At 63.0% G+C, this 2,450-nt stretch carries 2 protein-coding genes; both read right to left on the bottom strand.

Going from position 1 to position 2,450, the window contains the following annotated elements:
• Nucleotides 1–21: 21 nt before the first annotated feature.
• Nucleotides 22–1,284: a bacterial ammonia monooxygenase, subunit AmoB gene (gene amoB, locus ASF87_RS17395; RefSeq protein WP_014892305.1), complete on the bottom strand. Its 1,263-nt coding sequence runs from the start codon at nt 1,282–1,284 to the stop codon at nt 22–24.
• 161 nt (nt 1,285–1,445) lie between these two features.
• On the bottom strand, nt 1,446–2,204 hold the full coding sequence (gene amoA / locus ASF87_RS17390; protein ID WP_014892304.1) for a bacterial ammonia monooxygenase, subunit AmoA: 759 nt from the start codon (nt 2,202–2,204) through the stop codon (nt 1,446–1,448).
• Nucleotides 2,205–2,450: the final 246 nt, after the last annotated feature.

Raw genomic sequence — 2,450 nt, 5'->3', positions numbered from 1 at the left:
GTTTCAATTCGTCAGTATCGCTTAGGGCATGTCGCCGGCGACGAACTTCGGAATGACCGGTCCGCCGATTTCGGCCGCAAAGCGGCGACCCGTCGGCGAGAAGAACATCAAGAGGCCGCCGATCTGGCTGTCGGTGTCGTAAGCCAGGTCAGACAGACGCTCGATGTCCCAACGCGCGTCCTGCACCTTCACGGCGATTTCCTTCGTCTCGCCCGGCGCGATCGGCGTCGGGTCCGTCGACAGACCGCGGTCCGCCAACAGATAGTCCGGGAAGTCGGGCTTCGTCGTGAACACGTCAGGGTTCAGGAAGCGCAGGCCGGCCGCCGTATATTCGCCAAGGCGAAGCGGCTCGGAGGTCGAGTTCGTGACCTTGACGTTGATCGTCAGCTCACGGCCAGGAACCTTGTAGACGCCGCCGTTCAGCTCGCTCGTCACGCGCTCCTTGCCGACGCCCGCCGTGCCGTCCGTAACGAGCGGCGTCAGAGGCTTCTGCAAGCCCGCCTGCAGCGGGATCGTGCGCGGGAAGGTCGAGTTGGTCACGGCGTAGCCGACGATCGTCGCCAGAATGGTCAACGCCAGCACAATCGCGCCAATCCGCTTGTCGTCGTCGGTCACCTGCTCGTCAACCTTGCCGGTGGCGACACGGAGATACGAAGCGATGATGCCCTTGCGCACGAACCAGAACAGGATCCACGCCGCGCCGACCGCAAGCCACGGCAGATGCCACGCATAAACGCGGCTGATGCCGTAGGTCTCGAGGTCGACCGTCGAGCCGTCAAGCAACGTCACCGGATCGGTGAAGTCCTTCATGTCGCCCTTGATCTCGATCCACTGGCCGGGGCCGATGATCGGACCGCCGCCCTCGACGTTGATCTGCGCATGAACGTGCCAACGGCCCGCGCGACGTCCGCGAAGGTTGATGGAGAAGGCGTAGTCGTTGCCAGGAACAAGCGACACCGAACGCGGCGCAAACTGCTCGCCGATGAACTGCGCCGTGCGCACCAGAACCGGACCGGGCTCGCCGGCGTTCAGGAACGACACGCGCGGATTGGCGACCGCTTGCGGCCAGGCCGAGAACACATGGATCTTGCCCGACAGCACCATCTCTTCATTGACGTTCACCGTCGTCTTCGACCACTGAACGTCATACCAGTTCAACGTGCGCATCCGAAGAAACGCCTGCTGAGACTTTTCGCCGTGCGCCGACGCAGGAGCAACAGCTCCCAGGGTCGCCGCCACAGCCGCCGCCGCGCCAATCGCGGCGAGCTTGACGAACTTTTTCATCGATAAACCTCCCAGGTTCCTCTTCCCGGCCGCCGCCTCGCGCGCCAACCGGTCTTGTCTCTCGCAGCGGACCTTCGCTCTTGAATAAGCGTCCAGCCCGCCGCTCTTCTTTCTTGCAGGCCGCCGCGGCGCCCGTTCAGCGCCGCAGCCCGCGACGCGGCTTAGATCGTGTCGATGATCTTGGTCGTCGAATACCAACGGCCCATGAACCACCACAGGAAATACACCATCATCGAGACGAAGCCCGAGAAGAACGCCGCGACCGGCACAACGTCCTTACCGAAGGTGCGCAGCGTGCCGCGCTCGACCATGCGGATATATTCCGGCATCGACGTGCGGACGAAGTGGAAGCCGATCAGATCCGCAAGCGTCATCAGCTGACCATGCTGCTCCGTCGCCTGGTGGAACGCCGCAATCGCCGGCCAGTTGTTCGGGTAGAACAACAGACCCCAGCCCAGCGAACCAACAATCGCCGTGATCACATAGGAGCCCGACAGAAGCAGGATCACGTCAAGCCAGATCGCCGGAACGATCAGAGCGGACGGGAACACAAGGCTGATCGGGAAGTAGGTCCAGCCCCAGAAGTTGACGTAGCGGTTGATCCACTCGCCAATCAGCAGGCCAAGAGCCGCGAACACCGCGCCGAACGGCAGACGGAAGTTCACCCACCAGAACGCCTGCGCCGCGGCGCAGAAGGTCACGCCGAGAATCGGCACAACCGTCGGCCACATACGACGATCCTTCCAGTCAACCCAGAAGTCCCAGTCGCCCGCCGTCAGCATGAAGTGGACGTGGTAGCCGCCAAGAACGGCGAAGAACAGAAGAACAAGAAGCATCCAGTCGACCGTCTGAACGCAACCCGCCGCCTCGGCGACGGAGTTGAACGGACCGACCGCCCCCCCGCTTTTCGATTGTGACATCACTCTTCTCCTTGGTGTTTCTCGAACTCGTAAAGCCCGAGTTCTTTCCTTATGGCCTCCGGCAGGCCTTCCCGCCGCCGGCGCCCGGACGGCGGAGATCCCGCCGACCGCATCGCTTTAAGCCCTTCGCTCCCGATCACCCCAGCGCCCGAAGACCCTGCTCGACCGCAACAAGCCAACCCACGCGCCAAGGCGACAGGCAAAAGCTCTCTGGTTTTTCGCGAAAAGCTCAGAGCCAGACGCCGC

The sequence above is a fragment of the Microbacterium sp. Leaf161 genome (assembly GCF_001423645.1).
In the GTDB taxonomy this organism is placed as follows: Bacteria; Actinomycetota; Actinomycetes; order Actinomycetales; family Microbacteriaceae; genus Microbacterium; species Microbacterium forte.
The sequence above is the reverse complement of the archived record's forward strand: the minus strand, read 5'-3'. Positions and strand labels throughout refer to the sequence as shown.